This window comes from Streptomyces flavofungini, from assembly GCF_014650815.1.
GTDB classification, from domain to species: domain Bacteria; phylum Actinomycetota; class Actinomycetes; order Streptomycetales; family Streptomycetaceae; genus Streptomyces; species Streptomyces flavofungini.
In genome coordinates, this window is the sequence record NZ_BMVR01000010.1 from 110,202 (window position 1) to 132,422 (window position 22,221).

21 protein-coding genes are annotated in these 22,221 nt (G+C 73.5%); 17 read left to right on the plus strand and 4 right to left on the minus strand.

Going from position 1 to position 22,221, the window contains the following annotated elements:
• Nucleotides 1-12: 12 nt before the first annotated feature.
• Both IE274_RS25745 and IE274_RS25750 read left to right on the plus strand, forming a co-directional pair.
• A complete protein-coding gene (locus tag IE274_RS25745) occupies nucleotides 13-816 on the plus strand; it encodes an SGNH/GDSL hydrolase family protein (protein WP_190118263.1) in 804 nt (267 codons plus the stop codon).
• A 144-nt stretch (nucleotides 817-960) separates the two neighbouring features.
• Nucleotides 961-1,812: an SIMPL domain-containing protein gene (locus IE274_RS25750; RefSeq protein ID WP_229909805.1), complete on the plus strand. Its 852-nt coding sequence runs from the start codon at nucleotides 961-963 to the stop codon at nucleotides 1,810-1,812.
• Nucleotides 1,813-1,970: 158 nt separating this feature from the next.
• Here the strand turns inward: IE274_RS25750 and IE274_RS25755 are convergent, their stop codons facing one another.
• The 3 genes from IE274_RS25755 to IE274_RS25765 form a co-directional block, all read right to left on the minus strand.
• Nucleotides 1,971-2,582 carry a TetR/AcrR family transcriptional regulator gene (locus IE274_RS25755; RefSeq protein WP_190118264.1) on the minus strand — a complete coding sequence of 204 codons (612 nt, stop codon included), beginning with the start codon at nucleotides 2,580-2,582 and terminating at the stop codon, nucleotides 1,971-1,973.
• A 97-nt stretch (nucleotides 2,583-2,679) separates the two neighbouring features.
• The gene (locus IE274_RS25760; RefSeq protein WP_190118265.1) at nucleotides 2,680-3,966 is read right to left on the minus strand and encodes a Glu/Leu/Phe/Val dehydrogenase dimerization domain-containing protein; all 1,287 of its coding nucleotides are present in this window, start codon (nucleotides 3,964-3,966) and stop codon (nucleotides 2,680-2,682) included.
• A 95-nt stretch (nucleotides 3,967-4,061) separates the two neighbouring features.
• Nucleotides 4,062-4,640 (minus strand): carboxymuconolactone decarboxylase family protein, encoded by a 579-nt coding sequence (locus tag IE274_RS25765; protein ID WP_190118266.1) that lies wholly within the window; start codon nucleotides 4,638-4,640, stop codon nucleotides 4,062-4,064.
• A 188-nt stretch (nucleotides 4,641-4,828) separates the two neighbouring features.
• Between IE274_RS25765 and IE274_RS25770 the strand changes: the two genes are divergently transcribed.
• The 6 genes from IE274_RS25770 to IE274_RS25795 all read left to right on the plus strand — a co-directional run bounded on the left by IE274_RS25770 (nucleotide 4,829) and on the right by IE274_RS25795 (nucleotide 10,615).
• Nucleotides 4,829-6,022 carry an MBL fold metallo-hydrolase gene (locus IE274_RS25770; protein ID WP_190118267.1) on the plus strand — a complete coding sequence of 398 codons (1,194 nt, stop codon included), beginning with the start codon at nucleotides 4,829-4,831 and terminating at the stop codon, nucleotides 6,020-6,022.
• Nucleotides 6,023-6,331: 309 nt separating this feature from the next.
• On the plus strand, nucleotides 6,332-8,458 hold the full coding sequence (locus tag IE274_RS25775; protein WP_190118268.1) for a sensor histidine kinase: 2,127 nt from the start codon (nucleotides 6,332-6,334) through the stop codon (nucleotides 8,456-8,458).
• Nucleotides 8,459-8,622: 164 nt separating this feature from the next.
• Nucleotides 8,623-9,057, plus strand: coding sequence for a roadblock/LC7 domain-containing protein (locus IE274_RS25780; protein ID WP_190118269.1), 435 nt, complete (start codon nucleotides 8,623-8,625; stop codon nucleotides 9,055-9,057).
• Nucleotides 9,058-9,059: 2 nt separating this feature from the next.
• A complete protein-coding gene (locus IE274_RS25785; RefSeq protein ID WP_190118270.1) occupies nucleotides 9,060-9,431 on the plus strand; it encodes a DUF742 domain-containing protein in 372 nt (123 codons plus the stop codon).
• Entirely contained in the window at nucleotides 9,409-10,008 is a 600-nt protein-coding gene (locus IE274_RS25790; RefSeq protein WP_190118271.1) for a GTP-binding protein, read from the plus strand. The genes IE274_RS25785 and IE274_RS25790 overlap by 23 nt, the downstream gene beginning before the upstream one ends.
• Before the next feature lie 16 nt (nucleotides 10,009-10,024).
• Entirely contained in the window at nucleotides 10,025-10,615 is a 591-nt protein-coding gene (locus IE274_RS25795) for a GAF domain-containing protein (protein WP_190118272.1), read from the plus strand.
• 24 nt (nucleotides 10,616-10,639) lie between these two features.
• Here IE274_RS25795 and IE274_RS25800 read toward each other — a convergent pair whose 3' ends face one another.
• Nucleotides 10,640-12,616, minus strand: a complete 1,977-nt coding sequence (locus tag IE274_RS25800) for a DUF2264 domain-containing protein (RefSeq protein WP_190118273.1) — start codon at nucleotides 12,614-12,616, stop codon at nucleotides 10,640-10,642.
• A 187-nt stretch (nucleotides 12,617-12,803) separates the two neighbouring features.
• Here IE274_RS25800 and IE274_RS25805 point away from each other — a divergent pair, with 187 nt between their 5' ends.
• From IE274_RS25805 to IE274_RS25845, 9 genes are all read left to right on the plus strand, one after another.
• Nucleotides 12,804-13,997, plus strand: coding sequence for a Gfo/Idh/MocA family protein (locus IE274_RS25805; RefSeq protein ID WP_190118274.1), 1,194 nt, complete (start codon nucleotides 12,804-12,806; stop codon nucleotides 13,995-13,997).
• A gap of 203 nt (nucleotides 13,998-14,200) precedes the next feature.
• A complete protein-coding gene (gene tdh / locus IE274_RS25810; protein WP_190118275.1) occupies nucleotides 14,201-15,229 on the plus strand; it encodes an L-threonine 3-dehydrogenase in 1,029 nt (342 codons plus the stop codon).
• A gap of 86 nt (nucleotides 15,230-15,315) precedes the next feature.
• Nucleotides 15,316-16,518 (plus strand): glycine C-acetyltransferase, encoded by a 1,203-nt coding sequence (locus tag IE274_RS25815; RefSeq protein WP_190118276.1) that lies wholly within the window; start codon nucleotides 15,316-15,318, stop codon nucleotides 16,516-16,518.
• A gap of 377 nt (nucleotides 16,519-16,895) precedes the next feature.
• Nucleotides 16,896-17,795 (plus strand): LysR family transcriptional regulator, encoded by a 900-nt coding sequence (locus tag IE274_RS25820; RefSeq protein WP_190118277.1) that lies wholly within the window; start codon nucleotides 16,896-16,898, stop codon nucleotides 17,793-17,795.
• Between the two features lie 259 nt (nucleotides 17,796-18,054).
• The gene (locus IE274_RS25825; protein ID WP_190118278.1) at nucleotides 18,055-18,921 is read left to right on the plus strand and encodes an ABC transporter permease; all 867 of its coding nucleotides are present in this window, start codon (nucleotides 18,055-18,057) and stop codon (nucleotides 18,919-18,921) included.
• Nucleotides 18,922-18,977: 56 nt separating this feature from the next.
• A complete protein-coding gene (locus tag IE274_RS25830) occupies nucleotides 18,978-20,012 on the plus strand; it encodes an ABC transporter substrate-binding protein (protein WP_190118279.1) in 1,035 nt (344 codons plus the stop codon).
• Between the two features lie 69 nt (nucleotides 20,013-20,081).
• A complete protein-coding gene (locus IE274_RS25835) occupies nucleotides 20,082-20,936 on the plus strand; it encodes an ABC transporter ATP-binding protein (RefSeq protein WP_190118280.1) in 855 nt (284 codons plus the stop codon).
• A 68-nt stretch (nucleotides 20,937-21,004) separates the two neighbouring features.
• Nucleotides 21,005-21,625: a helix-turn-helix domain-containing protein gene (locus tag IE274_RS25840; protein ID WP_190118281.1), complete on the plus strand. Its 621-nt coding sequence runs from the start codon at nucleotides 21,005-21,007 to the stop codon at nucleotides 21,623-21,625.
• A gap of 32 nt (nucleotides 21,626-21,657) precedes the next feature.
• Nucleotides 21,658-22,218 (plus strand): GNAT family N-acetyltransferase, encoded by a 561-nt coding sequence (locus IE274_RS25845; protein WP_190118417.1) that lies wholly within the window; start codon nucleotides 21,658-21,660, stop codon nucleotides 22,216-22,218.
• Nucleotides 22,219-22,221: the final 3 nt, after the last annotated feature.

A 22,221-nucleotide genomic window follows, 5' to 3' on the forward strand; every position in this document is an offset into this window, starting at 1 on the left:
AGATGTGGCGACGTGACAGCAGAGTCGACACACTTCATCAAAAACACACCCACAGACACCTTCACCTCCTACGCAGCGGTCGGCGACAGCTTCACCGAAGGCGTGGGGGACCCCGGCCCTGACGGCAGCTTCGTCGGCTGGGCCGACCGGCTCGCCGTCCTCCTCGACGACCGCGTGCCCGAGCACTCCTTCCGGTACGCCAACCTCGCCGTGCGCGGCAAGCTCCTCGACCAGATCGTCGCGGACCAGGTGCCGCGCGCCAAGGAGCTGGCGCCCGACCTGGTCACGTTCGCCGCCGGCGGCAACGACATCATCCGGCCCGGCACCGACCCCGACGAGGTCGCCGAACGGTTCGAGCGGGCCGTCGCCGACCTCGCCTCCGCCGTCGGCACCGTCGTCGTCACCACCGGCTTCGACACCCGGGGCGTGGCGCTCCTCAAGCACCTGCGCGGCAAGATCGCCACGTACAACGGCCATGTCCGCGCCGTCGCCGACCGCTACGGCTGCCCGGTCCTCGACCTGTGGTCCCTGAAGTCCGTGCAGGACCGGCGGGCCTGGGACGACGACCGCCTCCACCTGTCGGCCGAAGGACACACCCGGGTGGCGCTGCGGGCCGCCCAGGCGCTCGGCATCGAGGTGCCCGCCGACCCGGAACAGCCCTGGCCGCCGCTGCCGCCGCGCGGCCCGCTGGAGGAGCGGCGCGACGACATCCACTGGGCGCGCGAGCATCTGGTGCCGTGGATCGGGCGGCGGCTCCGCGGCGAGTCCTCCGGTGACCATGTGGCCGCCAAACGGCCGGACTTGATGCCGCTGTAGGAGCCCGCCCCGGGCGGGGCGGGCTCGACCGGTGAGGTGACAGGGCGGGAGTGGCGGACCCGCGCGCGGGTCCGCGGGTGCTGGGATGACGGCCAGCCGTCCCCGCGGGGGCGGATGACCCGGCCATCGGAAGGACTCCCGCCCATGTCCGCAGCTCCGCGCCCGCTCGTACGCGAGGGGGACCCAGGTTCGGCTGCGTCCGACCCGGCCCCGCGCCCGCGCATCCCGCTGCGCGCGCTCACCGCGGCCGTCGTCGCGCTCGCCGTGCTCGGGCTGCCGTCGGCCTTCGCCGCGCCTGCCGCCGCCGACGAGGTCCTTGCGGTGTCCGCCCCGGCCCCGGTTCGCGCCCCGGCTCCCGCCGATCCGACGCCCTCGCCGTCCACCGTGACCGTCACCGGTACCGGCTCCGCCAGTGCCGCGCCCGACCTGGCCGTGGTCGGTATGGCGGTGGAGGTCACCGCGCCGACCGCGGAGAAGGCCCTCGCCGCGCAGCATGCCGCCGCCAACGCGCTGCTCGGGGCCCTGCGCAAGCAGCACGTCGCCGAGCGCGACGTCCGTACGGACAGCCTGGAGCTGTCCGCCGTGTACGCGGAGGGTGGCGGGGCCGCCAAGCTCACCGGGTATCGGGCCGCGCAGAGCTTCAGCGTGCAGGTGCGGGAGCCGCGTCGTACAGGGCGGGTGATCAAAGCGGCCGTGGCCGCCGCGGGGGACTCCGTCCGGATCAATGGGGTGACCTTCGACCTCGCCGACGCCCGGCCGCTGCGGGCCAAGGCGCGGGAGGCCGCGCATGCGGACGCCCGGTCCAAGGCCGAGCACTACGCGAGCCTCACCGGGCGTGAGCTCGGCCGCCTCGTCTCCCTCACCGAGGCCGAGTCCGGCAACCCTCGGCCTCTGACGGTGTCTCCGTCTGCCTTCGCCAAGCAGGAGGGGGTGCCGGTGGCGCCGGGGGAGATTCAGGACAGTGTTTCGGTGGTGGCGGTCTACGAGTTGCAGTGAGGGTTCGGGCCGGGGGCCTTGCCGGAAGGGGCGCAGCGGGGAGCTCCCCGCTGCGCCCCTTCCCAGAACTGGGGCTCCGCCCCAGACCCCGCTCCGCAAACACCGGAGGGGCTGAAAACTACCGGCACAGTCCGCCCCGCGAGGGCTGCGGCGCGGCCTCAGGTCTTCAAGGCCTCCGTGGGCAAGCCCAGTTCACGGGCCAACGCCTCGTCCACCCAGGCCCGCGTCCGCGCCCGCGACACCGAGCCAGGGTAAGCCGTCATCTGGACGGCGAGACCGTCGAGAAGGGCCGTCAGGCGTAGGGCCGCCGCCTCCGGGTCGGCGCACCGGAACTCGCCCGCGGCCACCCCCTCCGAGATGACCTCGGCGAGCGCGGCCTTCCACCGGCGGTCGAGGTCCCGGGTCACCGACCGCAGCGCGGGCTCACGCAGAGCCGACGCCCAGCCCTCGATCCAGAGGCGCCACCCCTTGGCAGGCCCCGTCGGCGCGTACCACCGCACCGCCGCACGCAACCGTCGCACCGCCGACGTGCGGCGGCCCAGGACCTTGTGCAGCTGCGCCAGGTCGCCCTCGGCGGCATGCGCGAACGCGGCGGCGACCAGCTCGTCCTTGGTGGCGAAGTGGTACAGGACGAGCGCGTTGCTCACCCCCAGCGCGGCCGCGACGTCGGCGATGCGCACGGCCGCCACGCCGCGCACCTCGATCTGTTCGACGGTGGCGGTCAGCAGCTCCACCCGCCGCTCCGCCACGCTCAACCGCACTCTTGTCACGCCGTGCACCCTACCTACGCGCGTCACACAGGGCGTATGCGCGGCGTGCGGCGCCGTGCCGGACCTTCAACGGCCGGGGCTCCGGCCCGTGCACGCCTCACGTCGTCGCACGCGGCGCGTACCAGCCGAAGCGTTCGGTGATCTCCGGGAGCCGGTCGGCGGCCAGCGCGTGCGCGGCGGCGCGCGGTGTCGTGCCGTCCCGCCGAGCCCGCGCGAGCACCTGCCCGACCAGCGCGCGCATGGCCCGGCGCGTGTGGGCGAAGGCCTCGTCGGCCAGGGCGGCCCCGTCGGACGTACCGGATGAGGTGCCGATGTCGCCGAACAGCGTCCACCACCACCAGGCGTTGGTCGCGGAGTTGACGACGACGTCCGGCAGCACCGTCACGCCACGTGCGGTGAGCAGCCGCTCCGCGTCGGGGAGGACCGGCATGTTGGCGGCCTCCGCGATCCAACGGGCGCTGATCCGTTCCTGGTTGGTGACGTCGATCGCGTACGACACGGCGGCCGGTACGAGGACCTCCGCGTCGGCCGACAGCCAGGCGCCGTCGGGGAGTTCGCGGTCGCCGGGGCGCAGGGCCGCGCGGTCGACGGTGCCGTACGCGTCCCGGGCGGCGAGCAGTGCCTCCACGTCCAGGCCGTCGGGGTTGGCGACCGTGCCCTTGATGTCGGCCACCGCCACGACCGTGAGCCCCGCCTGCGCGAGGAAACGTGCCGTCGCGCCGCCCATGGTGCCGAGCCCCTGCACGGCCACGCGGGCGTGCGCGGGCGGCACGCCCGCCGCGTCGAGCGCGGTCAGCACGGACTCGGCGACACCGCAGCCCCCGACCAGCGCGTCCAGGCCGACCCCGTCGACCGCGACGGCGAACGCGTCCGCGAGCCGTCGCCGCGCCGCCGCCTCGTCGTCCAGGAGCGGGTAGACGGCCTGCACGCAGGACGTCAGACCGGCCTCGGCGGCGGCCCGGTCGACGAGGTCCTGGGTCAGGCCCAGGTCCTCGCCGGTGGTCCAGAAGTCCGCGATGCAGGGGCGCATCGCCCGCAGATAGCGCACCAGGACGTCGTAGGCCGCCGGGTCCCGCGGGTCGCAGTCGATGCCGCCCTTGGCGCCGCCGAGCGGGATGTAGCGCGCCCGGGGGTCGTAGTGGAGGGCCTCCTTCATCGTCATCCCGCGTGCGAGCCCGGCCACCTCCGCCTGCGTGCAGCCCGGCCGCATCCGCAGGCCCCCGCTGCACACTCCGCGCACCAGCCGGTCGACCACCAGGAAGCCGCGACGACCGGTGACGTGATCGGTCCAGGTCAGGGACAGGTAGGGCGGGGAGGGCGGGGATGGCAGGGATGGCGGAGGCGGCGGGGGCACGGACGGCTGGGGTGCGGCGGGGACGGGCATGGGGCTGCTCCTGCGGTCTGCCGATCGTTGGCTCCTGGCTACTGACCGATCAGTCAGCAGCCAGGAGTACACCACGGGCCCCGCCGCCGGGAGGCCTACGCCGCGGGACGCGACCTCCCCGCGGGCGCGTCCCGCAGGTCGCAGGACTCCTTGAAGCCCTGACTGGTCAGCCCCATCGCCGAGTTGAACCGCGAGCGCATGTTCTCGACGGCCACCATCATGGTCAGCTCCACGAACGCGGCCTCGCCGAGCCGTCCGAGCAGCCGGGCGGCCAGTTCGTCGTCGACCTCCGGCGGATTCGCGGTCATCTCCTCCGCGTACGCCATCACGTCCCGCTCCAGCGGCGTGTAGACATCGCTCTCGCGCCACCGCGGTACGTCGTGCAGCTTGCGCGGGTCCATGCCACGCCGGTTGCCCTCCCAGTGGCCGAAGTCCATGCACCAGGCACAGCCGATCGCCGCTGCCGACGTCATCTCGGCCAGCATCTTCAGGTCCCCGTCGAGCGCGCGGAACTTGGCGACGGACTGCTCGAAGCGCAGGTAGGACCAGAGCACGCGGCCGTTGTGTGCCATCGCCTTCCCCGGGTCGAGGACCTTGCCGTAGGCGCGCCTGGAGTACCACTCCATGGCGCGCAGCAACAGGGTGCGGGGCGGGGTGAGCGAAATGCGGGCCATGGGGGCCACCTCCCGGTCGTGCGCGGCGTGGTTTCGCCGTCTCGTGGAGGAGACGGAACGAGGGAGCGCGGATGTGACATCGGGGCCGGACGCGGGCGGGCGGGCCCTGGGGCCGGGCCCCGGCGGCCGCTGTCGGAGGTGGCGCACATAATGGGGGGAGCCTGAGCAATCCTGTTTCTGGAGGTGCCGTGTCCCGGTTCTCGAGCCCCCGGCTCCGTTCGCTGCGGCCGGCCGCCTTCGGCGCGGATCCCGCGGGGGAGCGGCTTGCGCGCATCCAGAGATCGCCGCACTACGCGAACGGCTCGTTCCAGAACCCGCTGGGCGCCCGGACCAGGCCGTCCGGATCCGCCCTGGAGTTCGCGAAGATCTACTTTCGCAAGGAGGAGCGGGTCCGCCGCACCCCCTCCGCCCCGATCCCGGTGCACGCGACGACCCTCGCCGACCTCGCCAGGCCCCCGGCGAGCGGCCTGCGGCTCACCTGGATGGGGCACTCCAGCGTCCTCGCCGAGATCGACGGCCGCCGGGTGCTCTTCGACCCCGTGTGGGGCGACAGGTGCTCGCCGTTCGCCTTCGCCGGGCCGAAGCGGCTGCACCCGGTGCCGGTGCCCCTGGCCGCGCTCGGCCCCGTCGACGCGGTCGTGATCTCCCACGACCACTACGACCACCTGGACATGCCCAGCATCCGGGCCCTCGCCGGTACGGACACGGTGTTCGCGGTGCCGCTCGGCGTCGGCGCCCACCTGGAGCGCTGGGGCGTGCCCGCGGACCGGCTGCGCGAGCTGGACTGGCACGAGTCCACGGACATCGCGGGCCTGACCCTGACGGCGACACCCGCCCGGCACTTCTGCGGGCGCGGCCTGCGCAACCAGCAGCACACGCTGTGGGCGTCCTGGGCCGTGCGCGGCCCCGAGCACCGCGTCTTCCACAGCGGCGACACCGGCTACTTCCCCGGCTTCAAGGAGATCGGCGCCCTGCACGGCCCGTTCGACGCCACGATGATCCAGATCGGTGCCTATGCGGAGTTCTGGCCCGACATCCACATGAGGCCCGAGGAAGGCGTACGCGCCCACCTGGACCTTCAGGGCGGCAAGCCGCACGGCGTACTCCTGCCGATCCACTGGGGCACGTTCAACCTCGCGCCGCACCCGTGGTCGGAGCCCGGCGAGAACACGCTCGCCGCCGCCCGCGACGAGGACACCGCGGTCGCCCTGCCGATCCCCGGCGAGCCCTTCGAGCCGTCGTCCGACGCCCTGCCCGAGGCCCCGTGGTGGCGTGCGATCGCGCGGGCGCCGCAGGACGCCGCGGCGGGCAGTCCGGGGACGTGCGGGCGGAAGAAGCCGACGCCGAGCGCACCGGGGCACGAGGTCGCGGAAGTCGGCTGACCGGAGGGGCCTTGGGGCCGGTCGGCCCGTCCGCCGACCTGACCTGCCCCGGAGTGAACATTCGTAGCGTTCCTCGCGCACCCGTACGAGCGTTTTCGCGCAGTCGTGCGACGCGTCATACCAGAGCGGGATCCCTGCCGCCGGAGTTTGTCAACTGCCCACCGCACTTGATGCGGTGACGACTACCGTGTGTGGCCGTCGGGCGACGCAGGGATCACATCACGGCCTGCCGGCCGGCATCGCGATGCCATCGACGAGATGCCGCGGCGGACCGCCGCGGCGTCCCGTCCGCACGTACCGAGGACGCAGATGTCTCACCTTCGCGCACCGGCAGCACGCGCAGACCGCCGGGAGAGCGGCCGGCACGGCAGGTCAGGGGGCCGCGCCGCGCCACCGCTGCCCGAGGCGCGCATACGACCCCAGCTCCTGCGCATCGCCGTGCTGCCCGCCGTCGCGGTCGGCCTGTGCGGCAGCGCCGCCGTGCTGTACCTGATCCGGGACGCCGGGGCCCGGCCCCGACCACCCCTGCTCGCCGTGCTCGGCGCGGCCGCCGTGCTCGGCCTCGCCTGCGTCGTGATCGCCGCGGTGGCCGCCGAGCGGACCTCCAGGGCCGTGCGCGACCGCGTCGGCGCGCTGCGCCGCGCCAGTGTGCGCGGCCAGGCCGACCTGCGCGAACTCGTCGAGCAACTGCGCCGCGGCGAGGCACCGGCCGAGCCCGGGCAGCAGCCCGCGCGGCCCGTGGCCACCGGGGACGAGTTCGGCCCGCTCGCCGAGGAGCTGTCCCGGGCGCACGACGGCGCCGTCACCGCCGTCGTGCAGGCATCCCGGCTCTCCAGCCAGGCGGGCAGCGAGCAGAAGGTCGAGGTCTTCGTGAACCTCGCCCGGCGGCTGCAGTCCCTCGTGCACCGCGAGATCTCACTCCTGGACGACCTGGAGAACACCGTCGAGGACCCCGAACTCCTCAAGGGCCTCTTCCACATCGACCACCTGGCCACCCGCATCCGACGGCACGCCGAGAACCTGGCCGTGCTCGGCGGCGCCATGTCCCGGCGCCAGTGGAGCAGGCCGGTGACCATGACGGAGGTGCTGCGCTCCTCGATCGCCGAGGTCGAGCAGTACTCCCGGGTCAAACTGGTGCCGCCGATCGACGGCACCCTGCGCGGGCACGCCGTCGCCGACGTCATCCACCTGCTCGCGGAACTCGTGGAGAACGCCACCGTGTTCTCCGCCCCGCACACCCAAGTCCTGCTGCGCGCCAACCTCGTGACCGCCGGGCTCGCCATCGAGGTCGAGGACCGCGGCCTCGGCATGCCGCTCGCCGAGCAGGTCCGGATGAACCAACTGCTCGCCGACCCCGACCAGGTCAACGTCGCCAGCCTGCTCCAGGACGGGCGCATCGGGCTCTTCGTGGTCGCCGCGCTCGCCCGCAGGCACGGCATCGCCGTACGCCTCCAGACCAACATCTACGGCGGGGTGCAGGCCGTCCTGATCGTGCCGCAGGGGCTGCTCGGCGCCGAGCAGGACGACGCGCCGTCGGCTGCCCGGGGCGGCGGGGGCGCGGGCGGCGGTCGGACCGACGGGAACGTCGCCGTGGGTGGGGACATCGGCGGGGGCGCGAGCGGTGGCGGGGGTGCGGGCGGTGGCGTGAGCGGCCTGGTGCCCGGGCCGCGGCAGGCTGCCTCCGCCTACCCGGGCTCGACCCCGGCGCGAGCAACCGCCCAGGCCCCCGCATCGGTCACGGACCCGACCCCGGCCCCCTCGCCCGCCTCGGCCCACCCCGCGCCCACCACCCCCCAGCCCCGCCACTCCGCCCAGAGCCCCACCCCGCAGGCACACCCGCAGGCCCACCCGTACGCGTACCAAGAACCCCACACCCCCCAGGAATCCCTCACACCCCACACCCCGCACGACCCCTTCGCCCGCCAGGACCCCGGCACCCCCCGCGCGCCCCACACCCCTCGGCACGGGAACCAGGGAGCCACCGGTCTCACCGGCCCCATGGGCACCACCCAGCCCGCCCCGCTGCCCGTCCGGGCCCCCCGCGGCGACCGGCCCACCCCCGCCGAGGCCGTACCGGGCATCCGCCCCGAGGACCGGCAGAGCGCCATCGAGCACACCGCCACCCCGCCGCTGCCCCGCAACGGCGCCGTGCGCGGCCGGGTCGGCAGACCGCAGTTGCCCAAGCGCCGCGCCCAGGAACACCTGGCACCCCAGTTGCGCGACGCCCGGGCTCCGCGCGAGGACGACGAACACGTCGGCCACGACCCCGGTCTGATGGCCGCCTTCCAGCGCGGCATCGGCCTCGCCCAGGCCGCCGAGGCCCGTGACGTCTCCCCGGACGGCGCGGTCGGCGCGGCCCGGACCAACCCGGGGCCCGGCCCCACCGTGACCGTCGACCGAGGCGACCGGGCAGGCCGTGCCGACCAGGGCGGCTGACCGCGCCGGGCGCACCGCCCCCGCCGTCCGCGCTGTCCGCACCGGACACGCCGGGCTCGCGGGCCGCGCCGATCAGGGTGACCGACCGCACCACCCCCGCCCCGTCTGCCCCGGCAGACCTCGAGAACTTCGAGAACCCCCGTACTTCAAGGAGTCGATCCACCATGGCGAGCGATGCGCCGACCGGCCAGGTATCCGATCTCGACTGGCTGATGAGCGGCCTCGTGCAGCGGGTGCCGCACACCCACAGCGCCGTCCTGCTCTCCTGCGACGGCCTGGTGAAGTCGGTGCACGGCCTCGACCCGGACAGCGCCGACCACATGGCGGCGCTCGCCTCGGGCCTGTACTCGCTCGGGCGCAGCGCGGGCGTCCGCTTCGGGGACGGCGGGGACGTACGGCAGGTGGTCGTGGAGCTGGACTCCACGCTGCTCTTCGTGTCCACGGCGGGCTCGGGGACCTGTCTGGCGGTGCTCGCCGGGCGGGACGCGGACGCGGCGGTGCTCGGCTACGAGATGGCGATGCTCGTGAAGAGCGTGCGCCCCTACCTGGTCACAGCGCCCCGGCAGCCCGCTGCCGAGCCCGCGTCGATGAGGCACTGAGCGTGGGGCCCCCGCACGACGGGCCGTGGCTCGACGACGCCGCGGGGCGGCTCATCCGCCCCTACACGGTCAGCGGCGGGCGCACCAGACCGACGGCACAGCTCGACCTGCTGTCCCAGGTGCGGACGACCGGCACCGTCCCGGCCGGCTATCTGGGCCCCGAGCACACCCTCGCGCTCGACCTCTGCGAGGCACCCACTTCGGTCGCGGAGATCGCCGCCCAGCTCAAGCTGCCGGCGGTGGTGACCAAGGTGATCCTGTCCGATCTCGTCGACTGCGGGGCGATCACCACGAGAGCCCCGGACTTCTACCACAACCCCACTGACCGGTCCCTGTTGGAGGCAGTGCTCGATGGACTACGACGACAGCTCTGACGCCTTCCCCACCGCGCTGAAGATCCTCGTCGCGGGCGGGTTCGGGGTCGGCAAGACGACCTTCGTGGGTGCGGTCAGCGAGATCGCGCCGCTGAGCACCGAGGAGTTGCTCACGACGGTCAGCGAGGGCACCGACGACCTGTCGGGCGTGGAGAACAAGACCACGACGACCGTCGCCATGGACTTCGGACGGATCACCCTCGACCCGGCGCACGTGCTCTACCTGTTCGGCACACCGGGCCAGGAGCGGTTCTGGTTCATGTGGGACGAGTTGTCCGAGGGGGCGCTCGGCGCGGTCGTCCTCGCGGACACCCGCCGCCTGGAGGACTGCTTCGCCGCCGTCGACTTCTTCGAGCAGCGCGGCATGGGATTCATCGTCGCCATCAACGAGTTCGACGGCTCCCACCGCTACGAGCCCGAGGAGGTGCGCGCCGCCATCGACCTCGACCCGCAGGTACCGGTCGTCCGCTGCGACGCCCGCATCTCCAGCTCCGGCATCCAGACGCTCCTGACCCTCGTCCGCCACCTGCTCGCCCACGCACCCGCCTCGTCCACCTTCGGAGCCCGCACGACATGACCCCTGGAGCACGCCGATGACCTACGAAGCGACCGGCCGGCTGCTGCTGACCCCGGTCGACAAGGACGCGCCGACGCGGGTGCGACGGCTGCGGGAGCTGGGCCTGGGGGAGCGGTGCGAGCCCGGCCTCGACGCGTTCGCGGACCGGCTCGCGCGGGTCCTGGACGCCCCGTACGCGATGGTCAACTTCATCGGCGAGGAACGGCAGTTCTTCGCCGGGCTGCACCTGCCCGAGCCGGCCGAGCCGGGCGCCGACGCGACCGAGCCGCCGACCGGTGCCGTCGGGCGCCACATGGGCCGCGAGCGCGGCTACTGCCCGCACGTGGTGGTGCGCGGCCGGGCGCTGGTCCTCGAGGACGTGGGCGACTACCCGCGGTTCGCGGGCAACCCCGTCGTCGACGAGATCGGCATCCAGTCCTACCTGGGCGCGCCGCTCGCCGACCGGACCGGCCTCGTCCTCGGCACCGTGTGCGCCGCGGACGTGCGACCGCGGGCGTGGGGGCGCGCCGGGCTCGACACGATCAAGGCGATGGCGGCCGAGCTGGCCGCGCGCATCCAGCGGCGCGAGGACGACGGGTACGACGGGGACACAGCCGCGCCCCTGTGACCGGGCGGCACGCACGGCCGCGCCTCAGAGCACGAGCTCCGCTCCGTCGGGGAACGTGATCCGTACCGTGTCGTCGCGCACGACGCACCCGATCGCCTCCTTCAGGGCCCCCGGCCGTACGTCGTCCCGCGTGAGGGCGACCAGCGTGACGTGGACGCTCGCACCGCCCGGATGGGCGCGCGCCATCAGGTACGGCGTGGCCGAGTGCGGGCCGTAGGCGTTGGCCTCGACTTCCCGGACCGCACCCGCCGCAGCACCGGCCGCCGCCGCGCCATCAGCCGCCGCCGCGCCCGCCGCACCTCCCGCACCTCCTTCATCGGGCCACCCGTACAACCCCACCACCGCGCTGACCAGCCCCGCGTCGGTCCGCGCCAGCGCCCACCCCGGCCCCCACTCCACCCGCGGCGGCGCCTGGTCCGCCACCGCGTACCCGCCCTCGCGGACCGTCGCCCCCGCGGGCGCCCGCACCCGGTGCGCGCGGATCTCCCACGGGCCGTACAGGGCACTGGTGGTGAGGATCGGGTACGTGTCCTCGGTGCCCGGGAAGCAGGCGTCGTGACGGGACGAGGCGGTGCGGCCCGCGCAGGCCAGCGGGTGGATGCGGCGGCGGCGCGAGGCGGTGCCGTCCGGGGCGAGCAGCGCCAGATGGCCGTCGACGGCGCGCTCCCACGCGCGCGGGGCGGTCTCGGGGGCCGTCGCCGTGGAGTAGCCGAGCTTGGCGTAGTGCGGGTCGTCCGTCGCCGGTCCGTCGGTGTCCCGGACGGGGTGGTGGTCGCTGCCGTGGTTGACCAGGCGGACGATGCCGTCGTGGCGGGTGCCGTGCAGCAGCCAGCCCGGCCGGGGCAGCGCCGTGTACTGGTCGGACTCCTCGACGGGGAGCGGGAGTTCGCGGTCGGTCCACACGGGATGGTCGGCGGGCAGGAGCAGGCCGAGGAAGCCCTTGCTCGCCCAGTACGGTGACGCCGGTCCCGAGTAGGCCTGCGTGGACGGCAGATGGGTCCCGTACCAGCCGAGCGGCAGCAGCCCCCGCTCGTCCGGGACGCCGCGCTCCACGAAGTGCCGGGCCGTGCCGGAGGCGAGACGGCGGGTCAGGCCCGGCGCGAGCGGCGAGCAGTCCGCGAGGGCGCCCAGCCACACGGGCGCGGTCACGGCGAAGCGGTACGTGAGGGAGCGGCCCTGGTGCACGGGCGCGCCGTCGGCGCCGAAGAAGTGCGGGTAGGCGGCGAGGAACCGGGCGAGGCGCTCGCGGTACACCGCGCCGCGGCCGCCGTCGTGCTCCGGGCCCGCCATGCGCGCCCACAGGAGTGGGTACAGGTGCATCGCCCAGCCGATGTAGTAGTCGAAGTTGCGGCCGTCGCCGTCGCTGTACCAGCCGTCGCCCCGGTACCAGTCCTCGATGCGGTCCAGGCCCCCGTCGATGTCGGCCCGCCGGTGCGGGGCGCCCACCGACGCGAGGAACTCCTCGGCCACCACCTGGAAGAGGCGCCAGTTGTTGTCCCAGGTGCGGGCGCCGACGAAGCCCGAGAGCCAGTCGACGACCCGCTCGCGCACCCCGGTGTCGAGCCGGTCCCAGATCCACGGCCGCGTCTCGTGCAGGCCGATGGCGATGGACGCGGCCTCCACCATCTGCTGGGAGCAGTCGGTGAGTTCGGGCCACGCCTCGCCGCCGCCCGCCCCGCCCGCGCGCCGGTCGCGGTCCGTGCCCGCCGCAAGACCCATGGCGTACCGCTCCACCAGCGCGGGATCCACGTCACCGCCCGCTCCCGCGATGCGGAACGAGGCGAGCAGGAAGGACCGCGCGAAGCCCTCCAGCCCGTCCGACACCACCCCCGACCAACTCTCGCGCCCGGGCAGGCGGTACTGCGCGAACCCCGGCGTGGCGTACGGAACCAGCGCCTGGAGCTGTCGGTCGGCGAGCGCCTCCCAGTGCGCGCGGGTCCAGCCGGTGAGCGGCGAGCGGACGCGGTCGGCGGGCGGGAGCGCGAGGTGGGGCGGGGTCATGGCGGGGTCCTCGGTTCGGAGAGTGATACGCCGTGGACAGTAAGCGTGTACTGCGGCGAGGCTGTACGCCAGAGGCTGTGGGGAAAGAAGTGCAAGGGGGTGACTGTCGATGACGCACTGACCGTCTAGTAAGCGTTTTCCGAATGGCTCATCCCGCATGGCATCCACGCACTCCGAAAGGCACCCCATGACCGACCTCCGTCTCGGCGTCCTCGGCTACGGGCTTCGCGGCTCCCTCGCCCGCACCGCCCACCGGCCCGGCGCGGGCTCCCGCGTCACCGCGCTCGCCGACCCCGACCCGGCCGCCCGCACCGCCGCCGCCCCGGCCTTCCCCGGCGCCCGGATATCCGCCGACCACCGCGAGGTCACCGAGGACCCCGACGTCGACGCGCTCGTGCTCCTCACCCCCGACCACACCCACGCCGAACTGACCTGTGCGGCGCTGCGCGCGGGCAAGCCCGTGTTCGTGGAGAAGCCCCTCGCCATCGACGTCGAGGGGTGCGACGCGATCCTGCGCGCCGCGTACGAGAGCGGCACCCGGCTGTACGTCGGGCACAACATGCGCCACATGCCGGTGGTGCGGCTGATGCGGGACATCATCAGGCGCGGTGAGATCGGCGCGGTCAAGACGGTGTGGGTGCGGCACTTCGTGGGGTACGGCGGCGACTGGTACTTCAAGGACTGGCACGCCGAACGGCGGTACACCACCGGCCTGTTGCTGCAGAAGGCCGCCCACGACATCGACGTGCTGCACTGGCTCGCGGGCGGCTACACCCGGCAGGTGCAGGCGCTCGGTGACCTCATGGTCTACGGCGACAATCCGCACCGCCGCGCTCCCGGCGAGCCCAAGGCCGACGACTGGTACACCGAGGACGGCCACTGGCCGCCGCACACCCAGCGCGCCCTCAACCCGGTGATCGACGTCGAGGACGTGTCGCTGGTCAACATGCGCCTGGACAACGGGGTCCTCGCCGCCTACCAGCAGTGCCACTTCACGCCCGACTACTGGCGCAACTACACCGTCATCGGCGACGCGGGCCGCCTGGAGAACTTCGGCGACGGTCCCGGCGGCGTGGTGAGGGTGTGGAACAGCGGGCGTTCGGCGCACCGGGAGCGGGGCGACGCCGAGTACCCGGTGCCGGACGCCGGGAACGCCGACGACACAGCCGGGCACGGCGGCGCGGATCCGCTGCTCGTCGACGAGTTCGTGCGGTTCGCGCGGGACGGGGGAGTCACCGACACCTCGCCGGTGGCCGCGCGGATGGCCGTCGCCGCGGGGGTGCGGGCCACCCAGTCGCTGCGGGACGGCGGGGCGCCGCGCGCGGTGCCGGAGCTCGATCCGGAGTTGATCGTGTACTTCGATCGGGGGCAGCGGCGCTAGGCCGTCCGGCCCCGGGAACGCCCGGCCCGCCTGGGGTCTGAAGGAAAGCTGCGGCCGCGCTTAAGAAATCCTCGATGGACCAGCGGCGCGGCGTACGGAAGATTGCTGTGCGTCGGTGTGCGACCGGTGTGGGCATCGGTACGGGACGTACAGGAGCTGTACGGGCGGCCGGCACCCCCCAGACGTACGACAGGAGCCGACGCGTGAAGGCGCTGGTCAAGGAGAAGGCAGAGCCGGGTCTCCGGCTGATGGACGTCCCCGAGCCGCAGGTGGGCCCCGGCGACGTCCTGATCAAGGTGTTGCGCACCGGGATCTGCGGCACCGATCTGCACATCCGGGCCTGGGACGGCTGGGCGCAGCAGGCCATCAAGGCGCCGCTGGTCGTCGGCCACGAGTTCGTCGGCGAGGTCGTCGAGACCGGCCGGGACGTCGCCGACATCAAGGCCGGGGACCTGGTCAGCGGCGAGGGCCACCTGGTGTGCGGCAAGTGCCGCAACTGTCTGGCCGGGCGCCGCCACCTCTGCCGCGCCACGGTCGGCCTCGGTGTCGGGCGCGACGGGGCGTTCGCGGAGTACGTCGCGCTGCCCGCCGCCAACGTGTGGGTGCACCGGGTGCAGGTGGACCTCGACATCGCCGCGATCTTCGACCCCTTCGGCAACGCCGTGCACACGGCCCTGTCCTTCCCGCTGGTCGGCGAGGACGTGCTGATCACAGGGGCGGGCCCGATCGGCCTGATGGCCGCCGCCGTCGCCCGGCACGCGGGCGCCCGCCACGTCGTCATCACCGACGTCAGCGAGGAGCGCCTGCAGCTCGCCCGCAAGACCGGCGTCAGCCTCGCCCTCAACGTCGCCGAGTCGACGATCGCCGACGGCCAGCGCGAACTCGGCCTGCGCGAGGGCTTCGACGTCGGCCTGGAGATGTCCGGCAACCCGCGCGCGATGCGCGACATGGTCGCCAACATGACCCACGGCGGCAAGATCGCCATGCTCGGCCTGCCCGCCGAGGAGTTCGCCGTCGACTGGTCGCAGATCGTCACCTCGATGATCACCATCAAGGGCATCTACGGCCGGGAGATGTTCGAGACCTGGTACGCCATGTCGGTGCTGCTCGAAGGCGGCCTCGACCTCGCGCCCGTGATCACCGGACGGTACGGGTACCGCGACTTCCAGGAGGCCTTCGACGACGCGGCGAGCGGCCGCGGCGGCAAGGTCATCCTCGACTGGACCGTCTGAGCCCGGCCGGACCGGCTCGCACCCCGGCCGGCCCCCTCGAGCCCCGGCTCCGCCCACCCTCCGCACTCCCGAAGGACGACTCCCTGATGTTCGACTCCGTACGCGCCGCCCTCGCCGCCGACCTCGAAGAGATCCGCGCCGCCGGTCTGCACAAGCCCGAGCGCGTCATCGGCACCCCGCAGTCCGCGACGGTCTCCGTCACCGCGGGGGGCCGTCCCGGCGACGTACTGAACTTCTGCGCCAACAACTACCTCGGCCTCGCCGACCACCCCGAGGTCATCGCCGCCGCCCATCAGGCGCTCGACCGCTGGGGCTACGGCATGGCGTCCGTCCGCTTCATCTGCGGCACCCAGGAGGTGCACAAGGAGCTGGAGGCGCGGCTCTCCTCCTTCCTCGGCCAGGAGGACACGATCCTCTACTCCTCCTGCTTCGACGCCAACGGCGGCGTCTTCGAAACCCTCCTCGGCCCCGACGACGCGGTCATCTCCGACGCCCTCAACCACGCCTCCATCATCGACGGCATCCGCCTCTCCAAGGCCCGCCGCTTCCGGTACGCCAACCGCGACATGGCCGACCTGGAGAAGCAGCTCAAGGAGGCCACCGAAGGCGGCGCCCGGCGCAAGCTCGTCGTCACCGACGGCGTCTTCTCGATGGACGGCTACGTCGCGCCGCTCGCCGAGATCTGCGACCTCGCCGAGCGCTACGACGCCATGGTCATGGTCGACGACTCGCACGCCGTCGGCTTCGTCGGCCCCGGCGGCCGGGGCACGCCCGAGCTGCACGGCGTCATGGACCGCGTCGACATCATCACCGGCACGCTCGGCAAGGCGCTCGGCGGCGCTTCCGGCGGGTACGTCGCCGCCCGCGCCGAGATCGTCGCCCTGCTGCGCCAGCGCTCGCGTCCTTATCTCTTCTCCAACACCCTCGCCCCGGTGATCGCGGCCGCCTCCCTCAAGGTCCTCGACCTTCTTGAGTCCGCCGGTGACCTGCGGGAACGGCTTGCCGACAACACCGCCCTCTTCCGCTCGCGGATGACCGAGGCCGGGTTCGACATCCTGCCCGGCGACCACGCCATCGCGCCCGTCATGATCGGTGACGCCGCCGTGGCCGGGCGGATGGCCGAACTGCTCCTCGAGCGGGGCGTGTACGTCATCGGCTTCTCCTACCCCGTCGTGCCGCAGGGACAGGCCAGGATCCGGGTGCAGCTGTCCGCGGCGCACTCGACGGCGGACGTGGACCGGGCCGTGGACGCGTTCGTCGCTGCGCGGGCCGAGTTGGAGGCTGCGTAGTCCCTCGCGGGGCGCCCCGGTGTCCCGTGCGGGTGGGGCGGGGGCGCCCCCGATCGGCCTGCGGCCTCGTCCTCAAGTGCCGGACGGGCTGGCATCGCCCGGGCTGGATCTTCGCCGCACGGCTGGTATCCGGCCCGTACGGCGAGTGGTCCGCCCGCCCCGCACCCATCTGGGCCGCACGGCAGCGCGATCGGCGGAGGCGCGGTCCAGCCGCAGATTTTCAGCCCGTCGTGGAGGTATACCCCCTGCTCATTGAGAGCTTGGGGGAGTTTGAGGACGAGGCGCGGAGTGCCGATGGGGGAGAGGGGCTCAGCCCCAGGCGAAGGCCGGGGTGCGGGGCCGGGGCCCCGGGTGCGGGTGGGTGGGAGAATGGGCGCATGATCGAAGCGCGGCGGCTGCACATTCTTCGCGCGGTGGCCGACCACCGCACCGTCACCGCAGCGGCCGCCGCCCTCTACCTCACCCCGTCCGCCGTCTCCCAGCAGCTCACGGCGCTGGAGCAGGAGACGGGCCACCGCCTGGTGGAGCGCTCCGCGAGGGGCGTCCGGCTGACGCCGGCGGGCGAGATCCTGCTGGCGCACACGAACGCCGTGCTCGCCCAGCTGGAGCGCGCCGAGGCCGAGCTGGCCGCGTACGACGCGGGCACGGCGGGCACGGTGACCCTCGCGTCGTTCGCCACCGGCATCGGCCTGGTCGTGGCCCCCGCCCTCACCCGCCTCGCGGAGACCGCGCCCGGCATCCGGGTCCGGGTTCAGGACGCCGAGGGCGACGCCAGCCTGCCGATGGTCCTGGACCGGCAGGTGGACGTCGCGGTGGCCGTGGAGTACCGGGGCGCGCCGGGGGCGGACGACTCCCGGCTCACGCGGGTGCCGCTGTACGCCGAGCCGTTCGACGCGGTGCTGCCCGTGGGCCACCGGGCCGCCGACAGCGAGCGGGTGCCGCTCGCCGAGCTGGCCAAGGACCCGTGGATCGGCCCGTTCCCGGGCAACCCGTGCCACGACGTGGTGGTCCTGGCCTGTGAACAGGCCGGGTTCCAGCCGGTCCTGGAGCACACCTCCGACGACTTCCGCGCCGTCGTCGCGCTGGCCTCGGCCGGGGCGGGCGTCGCCCTCGTACCGAGGTCCGCGCTGCGCGGGATGGACATGGCGGGGGCCGTGGTCCGGCCGGTGGACGGGATCACGCCCACGCGGCGGGTGTTCGCGGCCGTGCGCCGCGGCGCGGAGACGCATCCGCTGATCGCGCCGGTGCTCGGCGCCCTGGGGGACGCCGCGGAGTAGGCCCCGGCGGCCGTCCCCGTGCCCGGCCGCCCACCGGCACACCCGGAATTCCGCGTTCGGAACTTCGGAACGACGTATTGACCCTGTGGTCGGCGAGTCATTAGCGTGGCGGACACCGTGTCAGAAAGCGCTTTCTGAAACGTGTGGCGCGCGTGCTGCGCGTGTCGCACGAGATGTGCGTGAGGTGCTTCGCGAGGCGGTTCCGGCAGCAACTCGAGGTAGCCCTGACGACTTTCGCCGACGTTCCGGGGAGTCCACCGTGAGTCAGCGCGTCCTGTCCCGTACTGCCCCGAAGGAAACGGCGGGCGTCGCCGAGCGCACCCGGCCCGGCCCGCGCCGCCGCGCCCTCGACGCGGCCGAGAAGACCTGGCGGCCGCTCGCCCTGCTGCTCGTGTGCTTCGGCGCCTGGTGGGTGATCGCCGCCGCCGGCTGGGTCGAGTCGTACCTGCTGCCCACCCCCGGCGCCACCCTCGACGTCATCCTCGACAAGCCCGGCTACTTGTGGGAGCACGGCTGGGTCACCACGTACGAGACCCTCCTTGGCTTCCTCATCGCCGTCGGCGTGGGCATCCTCTGCGCGGTGGTGATGGTCTATTCCACGACGGTCGAGAAGACCCTCTATCCGATCCTGCTCTTCGCCCAGGTCGTGCCGAAGATCGCCATCGCGCCGCTGTTCGTCGTCTGGCTCGGCTTCGGCATCGGCCCGAAGGTCCTCATCGCCGTCCTCATCGCCTTCTTCCCGGTGGTGATCTCGATGGTGACGGGGCTCAAGGCGGTGGATCCGGAGATGCTCCAGCTGTCCGCCACCATGGGCGCCCGGCCCTGGCAGACCTTCCTGAAGATCCGCTTCCCGGCCTCGCTGCCGCATCTGTTCTCCGGCCTGAAGGTCGCCGTCACGCTGGCCGTGACCGGCGCCGTCGTGGGCGAGTTCGTCGGCGCGAACGAGGGCCTCGGCTACGTCATCCTGCAGGCCAACGGCAACCTCGACACCCCGATGCTGTTCGCCGGGCTGCTCGTGATGTCGCTCATCGGCGTCGTCCTCTTCGTCCTCGTGGAGATCGCCGAGAAGCTGCTGCTGCCGTGGCACGCGTCCCGCCGCGACACCGCCGCCACCCTCACGCTCTGACGCGCCGACGCTCCCCAGCCACGTCCCGTCCGACGCACGCGAGAAGGGCCGACCCCATGCACGCGACGCGCAGAAACCGACTCCTCACCGGCCTCCTCCCGCTGCTCCTGGTCTCCGTCACCGCGACGGCCTGCGGCGGGGACGACAAGACCACTGTCAGCGACTCCGGCGAGAAGCTGGACAAGGTGACGCTCACCCTCAACTGGTATCCGTACGGCGAGCACGCGCCGTTCTACTACGGCAAGCAGCGCGAGGTCTTCGAGAAGCACGGCATCGACCTGGAGATACGGGCCGGGCAGGGCTCCCAGAAGACGGTCCAGGCGACCGGCACCGGCCGCACCGACTTCGGCTGGGCCGACACCCCGGCCGTCCTCGCGGGCGTCGACCAGGGCGTGCGGGTCAAGAGCCTCGGCGTCTACCTCCAGACGACACCCGCGTCCGTGCAGTTCTTCGACGCCGAGGGCATCGACGCGCCCGCCGACCTCAAGGGCAAGACCGTCGCGGGCACCGCGGGCGACGCGCTCACCAAGACCTTCCCCATCTTCCTGCAGAAGAACGGCCTGGACCTCGACGACGTCGAGGTCCAGAACACCGACCCGGCGGGCAAGATCGCCGCGGTGATCTCAGGCCGCACGGACGCCCTCCTCGGCTACGCCAGCGACCAGGGCCCGATCATGCAGAACAAGGCCAAAAAGGACGTCTCCTACCTGCGCTTCTCCGAACACGGCCTGAACTTCTACTCCAACGGCCTGATCGCCGGGACCAAGACCCTGCGGCGCGGCGGCGACCTCGCCCGCCGCATGACCGCGGCCGTGAGCGAGTCCTGGGCCGCCGCCGAGAAGTCCCCGGGGCCCGCGGTCGCCGCGATGGAGGGCGCGTCCGAGCAACTGCCGCCGCGCGAGGTCCTGGCGGAGCAGTTCAAGACCACCTTGACGCTGCTCCACACGGACGCCACCCGCGGCAAGGCGCCCGGCGCCAACACCGAGGCCGACTGGAAGCAGACGATCGACGTCTTCGCGGAGGCGGGCATGGTCAAGAGCCCGAAACCGGTCGCCGAGTACTGGGACGCGGCCAACGGGGTCAAGGGATAGCGGGGCGGGCGATGGCGACCGTGGGCACCGGGGGCAGGCGATGACGACCGTCGATATCGGGGGCAGGGGATGACGACCGTGAACGACACGGCACTGAACAAGGCGGCACCGGACCAGTCCGATGCGCGGTCCCACCGGACCGGCAGCGGCACCGCGTCCGCCGTCCGGCTCGACGGCGTCTCCGTCCGCTTCCGTACGAAGAGGAAGGACGTCACCGCGCTCAGCGATGTCTCCCTCGACGTGGCGCGCGGCGAGTTCGTCGCCATCGTCGGACCTTCGGGGTGCGGCAAGTCCACGCTGCTCAAGCTGGTCGCGGGGCTGCTCGCGCCGTCGGCGGGCGCGGCGGTGCTCGGCGGTGAGCCGGTGCGCGGGCCGCGGCGTGACATCGGGTACGTCTTCCAGCGCGCCGCCCTGCTCGACTGGCGCTCGGCCCGCCGCAACATCCTGCTCCAGGCGGAGATGCGCGGCCTCCCGGCGGCCGCGGCCCGCGCGCGGGCCGACGAACTGATCCGCATGACCGGCCTCGACGGCTTCGAGGACGCCTATCCGCACGAGCTGTCCGGCGGTATGCAGCAGCGCGTCGCGCTGTGCCGCGCGCTGCTGCACGAGCCGCCCGTCCTGCTCATGGACGAGCCGTTCGGCGCCCTCGACGCGCTCACCCGCGAGCATCTGAACGTCGAACTGAACCGCATCTGGCGCGAGACCGGCACCACGGTGCTCCTGGTCACCCACTCCATCCCCGAGGCCGTCTACCTGGCCGACCGCGTCGTGGTGATGAGCCCGCGCCCGGGCACGGTGACCGAGGTCATCGACGTCGGCCTGCCCCGGGAGCGGGCGTACGCGGCCACGCTCGCGTCGGCCGAGTTCCGCGGGGCGACGGGGCGGATCCGGGAGCTGCTGGGAGCGGCGGGGGCGCACGACTGAGGGCGGCTGGGGGAGCCCAGGCGTCCCGAGCGAGCGCCACGTCTCGGATGTGGGATAGCATCCCGAATATGGGAAGTGATGGAAGTGTGGCCGCCCCGGCCACCGACGACGACGGTGCCGCCCCGGCCGTCGGCAGCGATGTGGACGCCCGGCTCGCCGCCCGCCTGTCCGGGCTGAGGTCCGAACGGGGATGGTCCCTGGACGAGTTGGCGGAGCGCAGCGGCGTCAGCCGGTCGACGCTCTCGCGGGCCGAGCGCGGCGAGATCAGCCCGACGGCGGCGATCCTGAACCGGCTCTGCGGCGCCTACGGCCGCACCACGTCGCAGCTCCTCAGCGAGGTCGAGGCCGAGCCCGCGCAGCTCGTGCGTGCCGCCGAGCAGGCCGTGTGGACGGACGCCGCCGCCGGCTTCGGGCGGCGGTCCGTCTCGCCGCCGCACGCGGGCCTGCGCGGCGAAGTCGTCGAGGGCACGCTGGCACCCGGCGCCGACCTGGCATATGACCGGCCGCCCCTGCCCGGCCTCGAACAGCACATCTGGGTCCTTGAGGGCGAGTTGGAGGTGACCGTGGGCGGTGTGCCGCACGCGCTGGCCACCGGTGACTGCCTGCGGTTCCGGGTGTGGGGAAGCACCCGATTCCGGTGCGGGGGCGAACGGGCCGTGCGGTACGCGCTGCTGGTGGTGGCGCCGTGACGACAGCTGCGGCGCTCGGCGCCGAGCGGGTGATGGGGAATCAGATGGCGGCCCTGGCCGGTGAGTTGGGCGAGCTGCTGGTCGACGCGGTGGACGGCGGGGCGTCCGTCGGGTTCCTCGCCGGGCTCGACCGCGAGAGCGCGGCGGACTGGTGGCGCGGTCGGGCGGCGGACGTGACCGCCGGGCGCGTCGCGACCTGGGTCGTCCGCGCGAACGGGGGCGAAGGGGTCGGCGACGCCGGACGCGTCATCGGCACCGTCAGCCTTGCCTTCGCCGCCAAGCCCAACGCCCGCCACCGCGCCGAGCTGGTGAAACTCCTGGTGCACCGCGAGGCGCGCGGCCGGGGCCTGGGCAGGTCCCTGCTCGCGCTCGCGGAGCGGGAGGCCGCACGGGCGGGCGTGACGCTGCTGCTCCTGGACACCGAGACGGACAGCCCCGCCGAGACCCTGTACGCCTCGGCGGGCTGGACCCGGACGGGCGTCGTGCCGGACCACGCGGCGGATCCGGCCGGAATGCTGCGCCCCACCACCTTTCTCTACAAGAGCCTCGTCCAGGGCCCGGACCGGACCCTGGACGAGCCGTGCCGGGCGTAGCCG

Excerpts from the sequence above, each read along its gene's own strand:
- IE274_RS25790 (WP_190118271.1), top strand. The coding sequence starts at position 9,409 with ATGGACTACGACGACAGCTCTGACGCCTTCCCCACCGCGCTGAAGATC.
- IE274_RS25830 (WP_190118279.1), top strand. The coding sequence starts at position 18,978 with ATGCACGCGACGCGCAGAAACCGACTCCTCACCGGCCTCCTCCCGCTG.
- IE274_RS25845 (WP_190118417.1), top strand. The coding sequence starts at position 21,658 with ATGGGGAATCAGATGGCGGCCCTGGCCGGTGAGTTGGGCGAGCTGCTG.
- IE274_RS25815 (WP_190118276.1), top strand. The coding sequence starts at position 15,316 with ATGTTCGACTCCGTACGCGCCGCCCTCGCCGCCGACCTCGAAGAGATC.
- IE274_RS25805 (WP_190118274.1), top strand. The coding sequence starts at position 12,804 with ATGACCGACCTCCGTCTCGGCGTCCTCGGCTACGGGCTTCGCGGCTCC.
- IE274_RS25775 (WP_190118268.1), top strand. The coding sequence starts at position 6,332 with ATGTCTCACCTTCGCGCACCGGCAGCACGCGCAGACCGCCGGGAGAGC.
- IE274_RS25800 (WP_190118273.1), bottom strand. The coding sequence starts at position 12,616 with ATGACCCCGCCCCACCTCGCGCTCCCGCCCGCCGACCGCGTCCGCTCG.
- IE274_RS25795 (WP_190118272.1), top strand. The coding sequence starts at position 10,025 with ATGACCTACGAAGCGACCGGCCGGCTGCTGCTGACCCCGGTCGACAAG.
- IE274_RS25820 (WP_190118277.1), top strand. The coding sequence starts at position 16,896 with ATGATCGAAGCGCGGCGGCTGCACATTCTTCGCGCGGTGGCCGACCAC.
- IE274_RS25835 (WP_190118280.1), top strand. The coding sequence starts at position 20,082 with ATGACGACCGTGAACGACACGGCACTGAACAAGGCGGCACCGGACCAG.
- IE274_RS25750 (WP_229909805.1), top strand. The coding sequence starts at position 961 with ATGTCCGCAGCTCCGCGCCCGCTCGTACGCGAGGGGGACCCAGGTTCG.
- IE274_RS25765 (WP_190118266.1), bottom strand. The coding sequence starts at position 4,640 with ATGGCCCGCATTTCGCTCACCCCGCCCCGCACCCTGTTGCTGCGCGCC.
- IE274_RS25760 (WP_190118265.1), bottom strand. The coding sequence starts at position 3,966 with ATGCCCGTCCCCGCCGCACCCCAGCCGTCCGTGCCCCCGCCGCCTCCG.
- IE274_RS25840 (WP_190118281.1), top strand. The coding sequence starts at position 21,005 with ATGGGAAGTGATGGAAGTGTGGCCGCCCCGGCCACCGACGACGACGGT.
- IE274_RS25780 (WP_190118269.1), top strand. The coding sequence starts at position 8,623 with ATGGCGAGCGATGCGCCGACCGGCCAGGTATCCGATCTCGACTGGCTG.